The organism is Pseudomonas sp. 44 R 15 (assembly GCF_900004965.1).
Classification (GTDB): domain Bacteria; phylum Pseudomonadota; class Gammaproteobacteria; order Pseudomonadales; family Pseudomonadaceae; genus Aquipseudomonas; species Aquipseudomonas orientalis_A.
The window spans coordinates 143,485-157,746 of record NZ_CVTU01000090.1 but is presented as its reverse complement, the minus strand read 5'-3'; the positions used below and the strand labels follow the sequence as shown (position 1 = coordinate 157,746).

13 protein-coding genes are annotated in these 14,262 nt (G+C 62.9%); 4 read left to right on the top strand and 9 right to left on the bottom strand.

Going from position 1 to position 14,262, the window contains the following annotated elements; genetic code table 11:
• From BFP93_RS13010 to BFP93_RS12995, 4 genes are all read left to right on the top strand, one after another.
• The gene (locus BFP93_RS13010; RefSeq protein ID WP_065886171.1) at positions 1–1,698 is read left to right on the top strand and encodes a molecular chaperone HscC; all 1,698 of its coding nucleotides are present in this window, start codon (positions 1–3) and stop codon (positions 1,696–1,698) included.
• 11 nt (positions 1,699–1,709) lie between these two features.
• Positions 1,710–3,317: a J domain-containing protein gene (locus BFP93_RS13005; protein WP_065893428.1), complete on the top strand. Its 1,608-nt coding sequence runs from the start codon at positions 1,710–1,712 to the stop codon at positions 3,315–3,317.
• 150 nt (positions 3,318–3,467) lie between these two features.
• Entirely contained in the window at positions 3,468–4,718 is a 1,251-nt protein-coding gene (locus BFP93_RS13000) for an OprD family porin (protein ID WP_065893427.1), read from the top strand.
• Positions 4,719–4,802: 84 nt separating this feature from the next.
• Positions 4,803–5,702 carry a polysaccharide deacetylase family protein gene (locus BFP93_RS12995; RefSeq protein ID WP_065893426.1) on the top strand — a complete coding sequence of 300 codons (900 nt, stop codon included), beginning with the start codon at positions 4,803–4,805 and terminating at the stop codon, positions 5,700–5,702.
• 171 nt (positions 5,703–5,873) lie between these two features.
• Here the strand turns inward: BFP93_RS12995 and pcaC are convergent, their stop codons facing one another.
• The 9 genes from pcaC to BFP93_RS12950 form a co-directional block, all read right to left on the bottom strand.
• Positions 5,874–6,269, bottom strand: a complete 396-nt coding sequence (gene pcaC, locus BFP93_RS12990) for a 4-carboxymuconolactone decarboxylase (RefSeq protein ID WP_065893425.1) — start codon at positions 6,267–6,269, stop codon at positions 5,874–5,876.
• 10 nt (positions 6,270–6,279) lie between these two features.
• On the bottom strand, positions 6,280–7,071 hold the full coding sequence (gene pcaD, locus BFP93_RS12985) for a 3-oxoadipate enol-lactonase (RefSeq protein ID WP_065893424.1): 792 nt from the start codon (positions 7,069–7,071) through the stop codon (positions 6,280–6,282).
• 10 nt (positions 7,072–7,081) lie between these two features.
• On the bottom strand, positions 7,082–8,446 hold the full coding sequence (locus tag BFP93_RS12980) for a 3-carboxy-cis,cis-muconate cycloisomerase (protein ID WP_065893423.1): 1,365 nt from the start codon (positions 8,444–8,446) through the stop codon (positions 7,082–7,084).
• Between the two features lie 10 nt (positions 8,447–8,456).
• On the bottom strand, positions 8,457–9,752 hold the full coding sequence (locus BFP93_RS12975) for an MFS family transporter (protein WP_065886164.1): 1,296 nt from the start codon (positions 9,750–9,752) through the stop codon (positions 8,457–8,459).
• A gap of 187 nt (positions 9,753–9,939) precedes the next feature.
• Positions 9,940–10,506 carry a protocatechuate 3,4-dioxygenase subunit alpha gene (gene pcaG / locus BFP93_RS12970; RefSeq protein ID WP_065893422.1) on the bottom strand — a complete coding sequence of 189 codons (567 nt, stop codon included), beginning with the start codon at positions 10,504–10,506 and terminating at the stop codon, positions 9,940–9,942.
• Position 10,507: 1 nt separating this feature from the next.
• A complete protein-coding gene (pcaH, locus tag BFP93_RS12965; RefSeq protein WP_065886162.1) occupies positions 10,508–11,212 on the bottom strand; it encodes a protocatechuate 3,4-dioxygenase subunit beta in 705 nt (234 codons plus the stop codon).
• A gap of 17 nt (positions 11,213–11,229) precedes the next feature.
• Positions 11,230–12,432 carry a 3-oxoadipyl-CoA thiolase gene (gene pcaF / locus BFP93_RS12960; RefSeq protein ID WP_176717566.1) on the bottom strand — a complete coding sequence of 401 codons (1,203 nt, stop codon included), beginning with the start codon at positions 12,430–12,432 and terminating at the stop codon, positions 11,230–11,232.
• Positions 12,429–13,208, bottom strand: a complete 780-nt coding sequence (locus BFP93_RS12955) for a CoA-transferase subunit beta (RefSeq protein WP_065886160.1) — start codon at positions 13,206–13,208, stop codon at positions 12,429–12,431. Before BFP93_RS12955 ends, pcaF begins: the two co-directional genes overlap by 4 nt.
• Positions 13,208–14,065, bottom strand: coding sequence for a CoA transferase subunit A (locus BFP93_RS12950; RefSeq protein WP_065886159.1), 858 nt, complete (start codon positions 14,063–14,065; stop codon positions 13,208–13,210). The genes BFP93_RS12955 and BFP93_RS12950 overlap by 1 nt, the downstream gene beginning before the upstream one ends.
• Positions 14,066–14,262 lie beyond the last annotated feature (197 nt).

The following is a 14,262-nucleotide window of genomic DNA, read 5'->3' as shown; positions in this document are numbered from 1 at the left end:
ATGATCGTAGGCATTGACCTGGGCACGACCAATAGCCTGGCCGCCGTGTGGCGCGGCGATGCCGCCGAAATGGTGCCCAATGCACTTGGCCAGTTGCTGACCCCAAGCGTGGTAGGCCTGGATGATCAAGGCCGTATCCTGGTGGGCCAAGCCGCCAAGGAACGCCTGCATACTCACCCGCACCTGACCACATCGCTGTTCAAGCGCTACATGGGCAGTGCCACCGAAGTGCGCCTGGGCGACCGCTCGTTCCGCCCCGAAGAGCTGTCGGCGCTGGTCCTCAAAAGCCTCAAGGAAGACATCGAGCGCACCTATGGCCAAACCGTCACCGAAGCGGTGATCAGCGTGCCCGCCTACTTTAGCGACGGCCAGCGCAAAGCCACGCGCATTGCCGGTGAACTGGCCGGGCTCAATGTTGAAAAACTGATCAACGAACCCACCGCCGCCGCCTTGGCTTATGGCTTGCACCAGCGTGACAAGGAAACCTCGTTCCTGGTTTTCGATCTCGGCGGCGGCACCTTTGACGTGTCGATCATCGAGCTGTTCGACGGTGTGATGGAAGTACGCGCCAGCGCCGGCGACAACTTCCTGGGCGGCGAAGACTTCGACACGTTGTTGCTGGAACACTTCGTCGACAGCCAGCGCAATGCCCAGGGTTTCCCGCCCACCCGCAGTGTGTTGCAAGCCCTGCGTCGCGAAGCCGAGCGCGTGCGCAAAGCCTTGGGCCAGGACGACAGCGCCGAGTTCGCCCTGCGTATCGATGGCCAGCAGTGGGTCACAACCATCACCCAGGCCGAACTCGCCAAGCTCTACACGCCCTTGTTGGAACGCCTGCGCGCACCGATTGAACGCGCCCTGCGAGACGCACGCATTCGGGTCGGTGACCTGGATGAAATCCTGCTGGTCGGCGGCACCACGCGCATGCCGCTGGTGCGCAAACTGGCCGCGGGTTTGTTCGGGCGTTTCCCGTCCATCAGCCTCGACCCGGACCAGGTGGTCGCCCACGGCGCGGCGATCCAGGCCGCGCTCAAGGCCCGCTCGGCGGCACTGGAAGAAATCGTGCTGACCGACGTCTGCCCCTACACCCTCGGTATCGAAACCTCGAACCAGTACGGCGGCCATATCGAAAGCGGGCATTACCTGCCGCTGATCGAACGCAACAGCAGCGTGCCGGTGAGCCGGGTCAAAAGCGTGGTCACGCTCTACGACGACCAGCCCCGCGTGCTGCTGAAAATCTACCAAGGCGAAAGCCGTCTGGTGAAAGACAACATCGAACTGGGCCAGTTGGAAATCCCCGTGCCCAAGCGCAAGGCTGGCGAAGTCTCACTGGACGTGCGCTTCACCTACGACAACAACGGTTTGCTCGAAGCCCAGGTGAACATTCCGCTGACCGGCGAGCAGCACTCGCTGGTGATCGAAAACAATCCTGGCGTGCTCAGCCCGCAAGAGATCCAGCAACGCCTGCAAGCGTTGGCATTGTTGAAAATTCACCCGCGCGACCAGCAGGTCAACACCGTGCTGACCGCCCGCCTCGAACGGCTCTACCAGGAAAGCCTGGGCGAGCTGCGCGAGCAACTCGGACACTGGGCCGCGCAGTTTCAGCAAGTGCTCGACACCCAGGACGAGCGCCGCATCCGTGAGGCCCGCAGCGAACTGACCCGACAACTTGAGCAACTCGATAACGGGTTCTGGCGCTGAAGGAAATCCACATGGACTGTTGGACAGTGTTGCAATTGGCGGACGATGCCGACGAACGGACCATCAAGCGAACCTACGCGCGACTGCTGAAAAGCTGCCGCCCGGACGATGATCCCGAAGGGTTCCAGCGTCTGCGCGAAGCCTATGAGGCTGCATTGGGGTACGCACGCTGGCGTGCAGACAACGAAGAGGAAGAGCGCGCAACTGCCGTTGTCGAACAGACCGACAGCCACCTCAAGGATTTGGCCGAGCTGATGGACGTCAGCACGCTCAGCCCCGCGCCTTTTGAAGCGCCAAAACCTGACCCGGTCCACGGGTTGCTCACCGGCCTCAACGCCGACAACCTCGATGAACGCTGGGCCCAGGCCCGGCAACAGGACTGCAGCGACGCCTTCCAGGCCGGCCTGCTGCGCCACTGCTTTGAAGCCCCCGGCGAGCGCAGTGCAATTACCCGTTGGGCGATGCAACATCTGGAATGGCTGACACCCTGGCAACGGGTGGCCATGACGCCATGGCAGCACGATGCACTGACCAGTGAGCTGTTGCAGGACTATCGCCTCAACTTGCAGGAACTGCTGGAGCAAAAGGCCGAGCGCGAGTTCATCACCCAACTGACGCACTACAACGAGCAAGCCTGGCTGCGGGTGTTCGATCAGCAGCAACAGTGGCAACACATTATTCTGCAACTGCTGCACGACACCCAATGGAGCGTGCCGCTGTTTGAACGCGTATGCCAGGCCTTTGGCTGGGACGACCAGAAAGGCGTGTTTGCGGAACCCGCGTGGATGTGGCGCAGCCTGGTGTCGCGTTGCGAGCAGGAAAGCTTTTATATCAGCCTCCAAGACAAAGCCCAGGACACCCGGCGCACCTGCGCCGATGCCCTGGCCGCGCGCTTGTTGCTCACGCCCATGACCGCAACCCAACAGATGCGCATCATCGGCAGGTTTGGCCAAAACGAATGGAACGCTTGCCAGCATCTGGGCGAAACCCTGACCTGGCGTTATCCGCAGTTGATCGAACGCCTGCCCCAAAGCGACCTGTTCTTCTGGCGCAAATTCGTCCCACGACCGATTTACGCCCATGTGCTTATCCGGCTCTGGGCGATCTTTGCCTTGGCCGCTGTCCTGAACCTCGTTCACGTTGAAACCGAAAAGCTGGACTTCGGGGTCGTACTCATCTTGGTGGTATTGGCGATCTTGCCGGCCGCGGTCTTCTTTCGGATCACGCAGATGTGGGCCGGGATGAGTGCGTCCTTTGTAGTTGCGGACGTGTGGCTGAGCCAGTATTTGATCCCTAAACGCGTCAACCCCAACCAGTATTGGCTGGTGTTACGCCACGGCATCCCGCAATTGGCCATGCTCGGGGTGTGCGGGCTGGCACTGGGCATTCTGGGAGCGATTACGTATGCCGGGATGCTGCTGATCAACCTGCTGCACAGCAAACGCATCGGCCACATGGGTGAGAAAAGTCTGAAATTTCCGTGGCTCAATGGCCTGCATTGGGCCTTCTGGAGCCCGCTGCAAGTGGTATTCCTGGTGGTGATGGTGGCGGTGATCATCGCCGCGCAGCATTACCTGCCAGCGGTGCCATGGTCCCATATCGACCTGCCCGAACGGTAACGAGACGCTCGGGCCTGAGCGTATTGCGCAGGCCCGCAACTTGCGTTCGATCATCGCACACAACCCGCTCTCCCCCACTTTCATCGCCCCCGTACCGCCCCGCACCATGGCCCGCACCTGCATAACCCCAATAACAACAGGTCCAACACCATGAGCACGTTCCGCCCGCGCCAGCTATTGCTGGCAACCGCTGTCGCCAGCCTTGCCCTGCCCGTCGTCGCCGAAGAACACGGTTTTCTCGAGGACGCCAGCGCCAACCTCAACCTGCGCAATTTCTTCTTCAACCGCAATTACACCAACCCGACCAAAACCCAGGGCGGCGCGCAGGAGTGGACGCAAAGTTTCATCCTCGACGCCAAGTCCGGGTTCACTCAAGGCACGGTCGGTTTCGGTGTCGACGTGCTGGGTTTGTACTCGCTCAAGCTCGATGGCGGGCGTGGCACCGGTGGCACGCAGTTATTGCCGCTGGACCACGACGGCCGCCCAGCCGATGCGTTCGGTCGCCTGGGCGTGGCCTTCAAGGCGCGGGTTTCCAGGACTGAAGTGAAAGTCGGTGAATGGATGCCGGTGCTGCCGATCCTGCGCTCGGACGATGGTCGCTCATTGCCGCAGACCCTGCGCGGCGGGCAGATCACGTCAAAGGAAATCGATGGCCTGACCCTGTATGGCGGTCAGTTCCGTGCCAACAGCCCGCGGGACGACAGCAGCATGCGCGACATGTCGATGACCGGCAAAACCGCGTTCACGTCCGATCGCTTCAACTTCCAGGGTGCCGAATACGCCTTCAACGACAAACGCACGCAAGTCGGAGTGTGGAATGCCCAGCTCAAGGACATCTACCGCCAGCAGTTCGTCAATCTGATTCACAGCCAGCCCGTGGGCGACTGGACCCTGGGCGCCAACCTGGGGTTCTTCTACGGCAAGGACGACGGCAGCGCCCGGGCAGGTGAGCTGGACAACAAGACCTGGTCAGGCCTGCTCTCCGCCCGTTACGGCGGCAACACCTTCTATGTCGGCCTGCAAAAACTCACCGGCAACAGCGCCTGGATGCGTGTTAACGGCACCAGCGGCGGCACTCTGGCCAACGACAGCTATAACTCGAGCTACGACAACGCCGAGGAAAAATCCTGGCAGGTTCGCCACGACTACAACTTCGCCGCCCTTGGCGTACCGGGCCTTACCCTGATGAACCGCTATATCAGCGGCAGCAACGTGCACACCGGCACGGTGACCGACGGCAAGGAATGGGGGCGCGAAAGCGAATTGGGCTACACCGTACAAAGCGGCAGCCTGAAAAACCTGACCCTGCGCTGGCGCAACTCCAGCATGCGGCGTGACTACAGCAACAATGAGTTCGATGAAAACCGGTTGATCGTCAGCTACCCGATAAGTCTGCTGTAAACCGGCGCCGCAGTTACTGTATGGTGCGCGCCTGCCGCTGCTGATCGCCCCAGCAGCGGCCTCTCATTCGAGCCCGCGCACAGCATGAAAACCTTCGCCTCCGCTATCGCAGTGTTCGCCCTCGCCCTGAGCCTGGGCGGCTGTATCGGCTCGCCCATCGCCCTGACGCCGCAGACCGAGCAACGCCTGCAGGCCCGGGCGCCAATCCGTTTCCTGCTGACCTTCGATGACGGCCCCAGCGCCTCGGGCTACAACAACCCGAGCCGTTCGGTGGTGGCCGATTTGGCCGATAACCCGGTATCGCCAGGGATCAAGGCGGTGTTCTTTCTACAGACCCAAGCCGCCCGCTCAGGCGGCAGCCCGCGGGGCCGCAAGACCATGGTGCGTGAGTCTGCCGCCGGCCATGTGCTGGCCTTCCACACGGCGACGGCGTTTCATACCAATCATCGCTGGCTCAGTGACGCCGAGCTGGAACGCACCCTGACCCAGGGCGCGGCGGACATCGCCGCCATCACCGGCACGCCGCCCCTGCTGGTGCGGCCACCGTTCTGGAACTACGACCACCGCACATTCGCCGCCTACCGACGCCACGGCATGCAGGTGCTGTTGACCGACCTGAGTGCCAACGACGGCAAGATCTGGGGCTTCAACGGCAGCCCACGCCGTCGCGCCAACCTGTACCGCCAGCTGTCAGTCGTGCGTGAGCGCATCGCATCGGGTGAGTTGCCGACGGTGGACGGCGTGATACCGGTGGTGGTGACCTTCCATGACATCAACCGCTACACCGCACGGCATCTGCAGGAGTACCTGCAGATCCTGATGGACAGCGCCCGCATCAACGGCCTGAAGACCGCCGCCGAGCCCTTCTACACCGACACCGCCACCCTGCAACGCGCGGCGCTGGCCCGCACGGTCAAGGAGGTGAACGAGCCGGTGCATCTGCCGGGGGTGTGGAATTGGCTGTGGGATGCCGATACCAACTGACTTCTACAGTCAATGAAGACCCCCTGTAGGAGCAAGCTTGCTCGCGAAAAACGTCAACGATAACGCGTACTTTCTGAATGAACGCGGTGCCTGTGAGCTTTTCGCGAGCAAGCTCGCTCCTACAGACGGCATCGGGGCAAGCCCCCTCCCACATTTTGAACGCATTTCAACTCAGGGTTGGCGCGACTCGATACCCAACTCATCCCACACCGACTCGGCCAAATGGAACGTCGCATTCGCCGCCGGTATCCCGCAATAAATCGCGCTTTGCATCAGCACTTCCTTGATCTCGGCGCGGGTCACGCCGTTGCTGGCGGCGGCACGTAAATGCAGCTTCAACTCTTCGGTGCGGTTCATGCCGATCAGCATCGCGATGGTGATCAGGCTGCGGGTGTGCCGTGGCAAACCCGGGCGGGTCCAGATATCGCCCCAGGCATGGCGAGTGATCATTTCCTGAAACTCGCTGTTGAACTCGGTCAGGGCATTGAGGCTGCGCTCCACATGGGCGTCGCCCAGCACTTCGCGGCGCACTTGCAGCCCCTCGGCATAACGTTGTTTCTCGTCCACGAAAAGCTCCTCAGCGACCCAGCAGAAATTCAATCACGCGGTCGCTGAACGCAGCGCCGGCTTGTACATTGGACAGATGCGCCGCATAGAACTCGGCGTATTCGGCGCCCTTCACATGGTTCTGGATAAAGTGACCGCCGGCCGGGGGTGTCACCGCGTCTTCCGTGCCGGCAATCACCAGGGTGGGCACTTTGATCGACGCCAACTGATGACGGAAATCCGCATCGCGCACCGCCGCGCAGTTGGCGGCATAGCCTTGGGGCGAGGTGGCCGCGAGCATGTCGGTGATCTGCTCGGCCTGGTGGGGGTTGGCGGCGGCAAAATCGGCGGTGAACCAGCGTGCAATCGAGGCATCACGCAGTGCAACCATCGCCGCCGCGCCATCGCGCAACACCGTTTCGATACGCGGGTTCCACACCTCAGGCGTGCCGATCCTGGCAGCGGTGTTGCAGACCACCAGGCGATCGAGCCGCGTGCCGGCGTTGATGCCCAACCATTGGCCGATCAACCCGCCCATGGACAACCCACAGAAATGGGCACGCTGGATGCCCAGCGTATCCAACAGCGCCAGCACATCCTGGCCCAACTGTTCGATGCTGTAGGGCCCCTCGGTGACCAGGGATTTGCCATGGCCGCGGGTATCGAAGCGCAGCACGCGAAAATGCTGGGTGAATGCCGGCACCTGGATGTCCCACATATGCAGGTCAGTACCCAGGGAGTTGGACAGCACCAGTACCGGTGCATCGGCGGGCCCATCGAGTTGGTAATGCAGGTCGCCCTCGGCGAGTTGTACGAAAGCCACAGCGTTCTCCTTACGCAGTCAATGCAAAGTGTTCAGTCACGGCGCGGCTGACCCAGGTAGAGGCCTGGCCCAGGTAGTTGGCCGGGTCGAGCAGACGGTCCAGTTCGGCCGACGACAACTGGGCGGTGACCTGCGGCTGGTCTGCCAGCACGGCACGCAAATGCCGCTGCTCGGCGACCGCGCGTTTGCAGCACTGCTCCAGCAAGTGGTGCGCGGTTTCACGGCCCAGGCGCTGGGCCAGCACGCTGCTGACGGCTTCGGCCAGCACCAGGCCCTGGGTCAGTTCGAGATTGCGGGCCATGCGCTCGGCATCCACCTCCAGTCCTTCGCTGACCAGCAGCGCCTGTTCCAGTGCCCCCGAAACCAATCGGCAGATCTGCGGCAAGGTTTCCCATTCGGCATGCCACAGCCCCAGGCTACGCTCGTGCTCCTGGGGCATGGCACTGAACATCGTCGCCACCAGGCCGGGCACACGGGTCGCGGCGCTGATCAGCACGGCGGCGCCGACCGGGTTGCGCTTGTGCGGCATGGTCGAAGAGCCGCCCTTGCCCGGCACCGAGGGCTCGAACACTTCCGCCGCTTCGGTTTGCATCAACAGGCTGATGTCGCGGCCCAGCTTGCCAAGGCTGCCGGCGATCAGGCCAAGCACGCTGGCAAACTCCACCAGACGATCACGTTGGGTGTGCCACGGCTGCTCGGGCAGGCTCAGTTGCAGCTCGGCGGCCAAGGCCTGCGCCACCGGCATGGCCTGCTCGCCCAGCGCCGCCAGGGTGCCCGACGCACCGCCAAACTGCAGCACCAGCAAACGCGGTTTCAATTCCACCAGGCGCTGGCGACTGCGCGTCACCGCGCCCAGCCAGCCGGCGATCTTCATGCCCAGGGTGACGGGCGTAGCGTGTTGCAGCCAGGTGCGCCCGACCAGAGGGGTCGATGCATGCCGCTGCGCCTGGGCCGCCAATACATCGCCCAGGCGCGCCAGGTCCGCTTCGATCAGCTCCAGCGCGCGGCGCAATTGCACCACCAGGCCGGTGTCCATCACATCCTGGCTGGTTGCCCCCAGGTGCACATAGCGCTCGGCCCCGGCGTCTTCAGCGGCAATCAACTTGCCCAGCGCCTTGACCACTGGAATCGCCGAATTGCCCGCCGTGGCAATCGCCACACTGAGCGCATCCACGTCATACAGCGACGCCAGGCAGGCCTGGGCAATCGGCGCCACGGCGGCCTGCGGGATCAACCCGACCTGGGCCTCGGCCCGGGCCAGCGCGGCCTCGAAATCCAGCATGCCCTGCAAGCGGCCCTGGTCACAGAACACCTCGGCCATGCTGTCAGCGGTGAAGTAGGCGTCGAACAGTTGGTTGCTCGTGCGCAGTGTCATAACTCATCCCTTACAAATCGTGATGCAGGTACGCCGCCTGTTTCGGCAGGCGCAAGCTGAACAGGAACGCCACGGCCATCATCGCGGTGACGTACCAGTAGAAAGTGTTTTCCATACCGATGGACTTCAGGCTCAACGCAACCACTTCCGCCGAACCGCCGAACACCGCGTTGGCCACGGCATACGCCAGGCCCACGCCCAATGCACGCACCTGAGGTGGGAACATCTCGGCTTTGACCAGGCCACTGATGGAGGTATAGAAGCTGACGATCGCCAGTGCCAGCGTGATCAGCACAAAAGCCAGGAACGGACTGGTGACGGTTTTCAGGGTAAGCAGGATCGGCACCGTGAACAGCGTGCCGAGGCCGGCGAACCAGAGCATGGAATTGCGCCGGCCGATCTTGTCGGCGAGCATGCCGAACAGCGGCTGCATGCACATGTACAGAAACAGCGCGCCGGTCATGATGTAGCTGGAGGTCTTGGCGTGCATGCCGACGGTGTTCACCAGGTATTTCTGCATGTAAGTGGTGAAGGTATAGAAAATCAGCGAGCCGCCGGCGGTGTAGCCCAACACGGTGATGAAGGCTTTGCCGTGGTCACGGAACAGCGCGACGATACTGCCGGCGTCCTTGTCCTCGCGCATTTCCTTGCTGGTGGTTTCCTTGAGGGTGCGGCGCAGCAACAGGGAGATCACCGCCGCGATGGCGCCGATCACGAACGGAATACGCCAGCCCCAGGCACGCAATTCTTCTTCGGTGAGGATCTGTTGCAGGATCACCACCACCAGCACCGCCAGCAGTTGCCCGCCGATCAGGGTCACGTACTGGAACGAGGCGAAGAAACCGCGCTGGCCCTTGAGCGCCACTTCGCTCATGTAGGTCGCGGTGGTGCCGTATTCGCCGCCCACCGACAACCCCTGAAACAGCCGCGCCACCAGCAGCAGCGCCGGGGCCCAGGCGCCGATATCCTTGTAGGTCGGCAGGAAAGCGATGACCAGGGAACCGGCGCACATCATCAGCACCGAGATCATCATGGAATTCTTGCGGCCATGTTTGTCGGCCACCCGGCCAAACAGCCAGCCGCCGATCGGACGCATCAGGAACCCGGCGGCGAACACGCCGGCGGTGTTGAGCAGTTGGACGGTGGGGTCGTCCGAGGGGAAAAAGGCCGGCGCAAAGTAAATCGCGCAGAAGGCATAGACGTAGAAGTCGAACCATTCGACCAGGTTGCCGGAGGAAGCACCGACAATCGCAAAAATCCGTTTGCTGCGTTCTTCTCCGGTGTAGTGACTGGTTTTTGTTGTCATGGTTTTTACTCAGTGGGAACGGTTATAGCCTAGACATACTTTGCAACAACCGTGTCATGCAAGCAGACTTTTGGCTATGGAGTGCTTGTAAGGGCCCCATCGGGGGCAAGCCCCCTCCCACACTTGGACTTGTGAATACATTCAAATGTGGGAGGGGGCTTGCCCCCGATAGGGCCCTACAGCCAGCTCAATAATCGAAAAACACCGTTTCCCTGTCTGTCCCCTGCAAAACCACATCCCACTGATAAACCCCAGCCGCATCCTGCCTGGCAATCAACGTACCGCGACGCTGCGCCGGCACACACGCCAGCAAGGGGTCATCCCCATTCAACGCCTCACCGTCAAAATAAATCCGCGTCAGCAAGTGCTTCACCAACCCGCGCGCAAACACCAGCACCACCAGATGCGGCGCCTGGGTCGTGCCTTGAAGCCCCGGCACACTGCCCGGCTTGATCGTAGTAAAGCGGAAGCGCCCTTGGGCATCCACCGGCACGCGGCCAAAGCCTTCGAAGTTGGGATCCAGCGCTTTGTCCTGTTCGTCTTCCGGGTGGTCGTACTTGCCGGCGGCGTTGGCCTGCCAGACCTCAAGCATGGCGTCGTTGACCACATCGCCGTTGCCGTCCACCACCTGCCCGCTGATCGCCACGCGTTCGCCCAGGGTGGCGGCGACCGTCAGGTCTTCGCGGTTCAGCCAGGTCAGGCCGATGTGGTAATACGGCCCGACGGTGTGGGACGTGGTTGCGTAAAGGCTCATCTCATTTCTCCATCGGCGTGGCGTCGCGGCCGCGCAGGACGATGTCCCAGCGGTAGCCGAGGGCATAGGAAGGAATGGTTTTTTCCAGATCGAAGCTTGCGATCAGGCGTTGCTTGGCGCTGGTGTCCGGCACGCAGTTGTAGATCGGGTCGTATTCGAGCAGCGGGTCGCCGGGGAAATACATTTGCGTGACCAGCCGCGTCAGCACGCTGGGTCCGAACAGCGAAAAGTGGATATGCGCCGGGCGCCAGGCGTTGTGGTGATTGCCCCACGGGTAGGCGCCGGGCTTGATGGTCTGGAACTGGTACCAGCCCTCGGCGTCGGTGACGGTGCGCCCGGTGCCGGTGAAGTTCGGGTCCAGCGGCGCATCGTGCAGGTCGCGCTCGTGGTTGTAGCGACCGGCGGCGTTGGCCTGCCAGATCTCCACGAGGATGCCCGGGACCGGCAGGCCGTTCTCGTCCAGCACCCGCCCGTGAATGATGATGCGTTCGCCCTGGGGCTCGCCCTCGTGCTGGGCGGTCAGGTCGTTGTCTTTCTCGCTGACGCGCTCGGCGCCGATGGTCGGGCCGGTGATTTCCGACAACGAATGGGGCAGGAACACCAACGGCTGCGAGGGCGAACGCAAGTTCGTCGACTGGTAGGCCGGGTGCAGGTAGTCAGGTTGAGTGCCCGCGTGCGGGCGCCGGTAACCGGGCTTGTCATTCATGCAGCAATCCTCTCTTATCAGACGCGTTCAATCGCCAGGGCCAGGCCTTGGCCCACGCCCACGCACATGGTCGCCAGGCCTTTGCGCCCGCCGGTTTTTTCCAACTGGTGCAGGGCTGTCAGTACCAGCCGCGCACCGCTCATACCCAGGGGGTGACCCAGGGCGATGGCGCCGCCGTTGGGGTTGACCTGCGGCGCGTCGTCGGCGATCCCCAACTCGCGCAGCACGGCCAGGCCTTGGCTGGCGAAGGCTTCGTTGAGTTCGATCACGTCAAAATCGGTGACCGCCAGACCGAGGCGCTCCACCAGCTTGCGCACCGCCGGCACCGGGCCGATCCCCATCACGCGCGGGGCGACGCCGGCACTGGCCATGCCCAACACCCTGGCGCGGGCGGTGAGTCCGTGTTTTTTCACCGCGTCGGCCGAGGCCAGAATCAACGCGGCGGCGCCATCGTTGACGCCCGACGCGTTGCCGGCGGTGACGCTCTTGTCCGGGCCGTTGACCGGCTTGAGTTTGGCCAGGGCCTCAAGGGTGGTGTCCCGTGGATGCTCATCATGCTCCACCACGGTTTCGCCTTTTTTATGGGCCACCCGCACCGGCACAATCTCTTCGGCAAAGAAGCCGGCGGCCTGCGCGGCAGCGGTACGTTGCTGGCTGCGCAGGGCAAAGGCGTCCTGGTCGGCGCGCGAAACATTGTAGTCGTCGGCGACGTTATCGGCGGTCTGCGGCATCGCGTCGACGCCGTATTGGGCTTTCATCAAGGGGTTGATAAAGCGCCAGCCGATGGTGGTGTCTTCAAGCTTCATGGTGCGTGAAAACGCCGCATCAGCCTTGCCCATCACGAACGGCGCGCGGGACATCGACTCGACGCCGCCGGCAATCGCCAGCTCCATTTCGCCGCTGGCAATCGCGCGAAAGGCCGTGCCGATGGCGTCCATCCCCGAAGCGCACAGGCGATTGAGGGTCACGCCGGGAATACTCTCCGGCAGGCCCGCCAGCAGCAGCGCCATGCGTGCCACGTTGCGGTTGTCTTCGCCGGCCTGGTTGGCGCAGCCGAGGAACACTTCATCCACGGCGCTCCACTCCACCGTTGGGTTACGTTCGATCAGCGCCTTGATCGGCAGGGCTGCCAGGTCATCGGCGCGCACCGTGGACAAGCCACCGCCGAAGCGGCCGATGGGGGTGCGAATGGCGTCACAGATAAAGACATCGCGCATCAGGCTTCTCCCGGTGCTTGGCCATGGGCGGCTGCGGTGCGTGCTTCGAGGTCACGCAGGGCGCTCAGCTCAACCTCAGTCGGTTCGGCGGTCACCTCGACCTGGTCGGCAAAACGAATGGCCCAGCCGGTCGCCGCGACCACTTGCTCGCGGGTCACCCCAGGGTGCAACGCAGTCACCACGAACTCATGGCTGCCCTCCTCCGGCTCCATGATGCACAGGTCGGTAATGATGCCGACCGGACCGGCGCCCGGCAGGCCCAGGCGCTTACGCGAATCCCCGCCTTCGCCGTGGCCGACCGAGGTGATGAAGTCCAGCTTGTCGACAAACGAACGGGACGACTGTTTAAGGATGATCAACACGCTTTTGGCGGAACCGGCAATTTCCGGCGCGCCGCCGGCACCCGGCAGACGTACCTTGGGCTGGTGATAATCGCCGACCACGGTGGTGTTGATGTTGCCGAAACGGTCGACCTGAGCCGCGCCGAGAAAGCCGACGTCGATGCGCCCGCCTTGCAGCCAGTAACGGAAGATTTCGCCGGTGGGCACCACGGTATCGGCGGTTTCCGCCAACTCACCGTCACCGATGGACAGCGGCAACACCGAGGGCTTGGCGCCAATCGGGCCGGACTCGTAGATCAGCACCACGTCAGGCGAGGAGGTCAGGCGCGCCAGGTTGGCCGCCTTGGACGGCAGGCCGATGCCGACGAAGCACACCGAGCCATTCTTGAGGCGGCGCGCGGCGGCGACGGTCATCATTTCATTGGTGGAATAGGTCATTACTTGGCCTCCTGCGCGCTGGCCAGCCTGGCCTGGAACTCGCTGAAATCAGCAGTGCCGTGGATGTATTCGTCGATCCAGGCGGTAAAGGTCCCACGGTCGCGGGCAATCGGGTCCCACGCCTGGTAGAAACGGTTATCCCGCTCGTTGTAGCCATGGGCGTAGGACGGATGCGCGCCACCGGGCACATGGCACACGGCGGTCAGGGCCCAGGTCGGCAATACGCAGCTGTTCATCGGCGCGTTCAGGTCGTCGACGATTTCCTCGACGGTGACGATGCAGCGCTTGGCCGCCAGGGCCGCTTCCTTCTGCACGCCAAGAATGCCCCATAGCAGCACGTTGCCCTTGCGGTCGGCCTTCTGCGCATGGATTACCGTCACATCCGGGCGTACCGACGGAACGGCCGCCAGCACTTCGCCAGTAAACGGGCACGTGACGGTCTTGATCAGCGGGTTGACCTTGGGCAAGTCGGAACCGGCGTAGGCCCGCAGCACCGCAAACGGCAGGCCGGAGGCGCCGGCGACGTAGGCGTTGGCCAGGTCGGCATGGCTGTGTTCTTCGATCTCCAGCGGCTGCGGCCACTGTTTTTCCACCGCGTCGCGCAGACGATGCAGGGAACCCACGCCCGGGTTGCCGCCCCAGGAGAAAATCAACTTGCGCGCACAGCCGGCGCCGATCAACTGGTCGTAGATCAGGTCAGGCGTCATACGCACCAACGTCAGGTCTTTCTTGCCCTGACGAATGATTTCATGACCTGCGGCGGTGGGGATCAGGTGAGTGAAGCCTTCGAGGGCGACGGTATCGCCGTCGTTCACGAAGCGCTTGACCGCATCGCGCAGGGTGAGAATTTCAGCCATGGGGTTGGGCTCCCGGTGTTGATCGAAAAAGGCGCTGAGGGGGGCGCCGAAGTGTTTGAAGATTAAGCCGGGGGAATGGGTGGAACAATCCGATAATCGACTCAGCGTTCGATTATCGAACGCATTGTTGCCTGGCTAATTTCTTGACCGCAGATGATCCAATGTGGGAGGGGGCTTGCCCCCGATAGCGGTGTATC